The organism is Bowmanella dokdonensis, from assembly GCF_017254865.1.
In the GTDB taxonomy this organism is placed as follows: domain Bacteria; phylum Pseudomonadota; class Gammaproteobacteria; order Enterobacterales; family Alteromonadaceae; genus Bowmanella; species Bowmanella dokdonensis.
The window spans coordinates 1-279 of record NZ_JAFKCV010000443.1 but is presented as its reverse complement, the minus strand read 5'-3'; the positions used below and the strand labels follow the sequence as shown (position 1 = coordinate 279).

Below are 279 nucleotides of genomic sequence, written 5' to 3'. Positions count from 1 at the left end.
AATGGGAAAACCAGGAAAAATGGAACGGCGGTTGGGTCCGTAGCAAAAACGGTAAGCTGGAGCCCAAGCAGGGCGGCAAACGCCGTATTCTGGCCAACATTTTTGCCAACCCGGATCTGCCGGATATCGACGATTATTACGAACCTTTTGATTTTGATTACCAGCATCTGCACCGCGCAGGGGAGAGTAAACACCAGCCGGTGGCCAGACCCCGCTCATTAATCAGCGGCCAGCGTATGGAGAAAATCGAGTGGGGGCCGAATTGGGAGGAGATCCTCG

At 54.1% G+C, this 279-nt stretch carries 1 pseudogene; it reads left to right on the top strand.

Going from position 1 to position 279, the window contains the following annotated elements:
- Positions 1 to 279 (top strand): annotated as a pseudogene (narH, locus tag J0A66_RS23240) (nitrate reductase subunit beta); the annotation flags it as partial.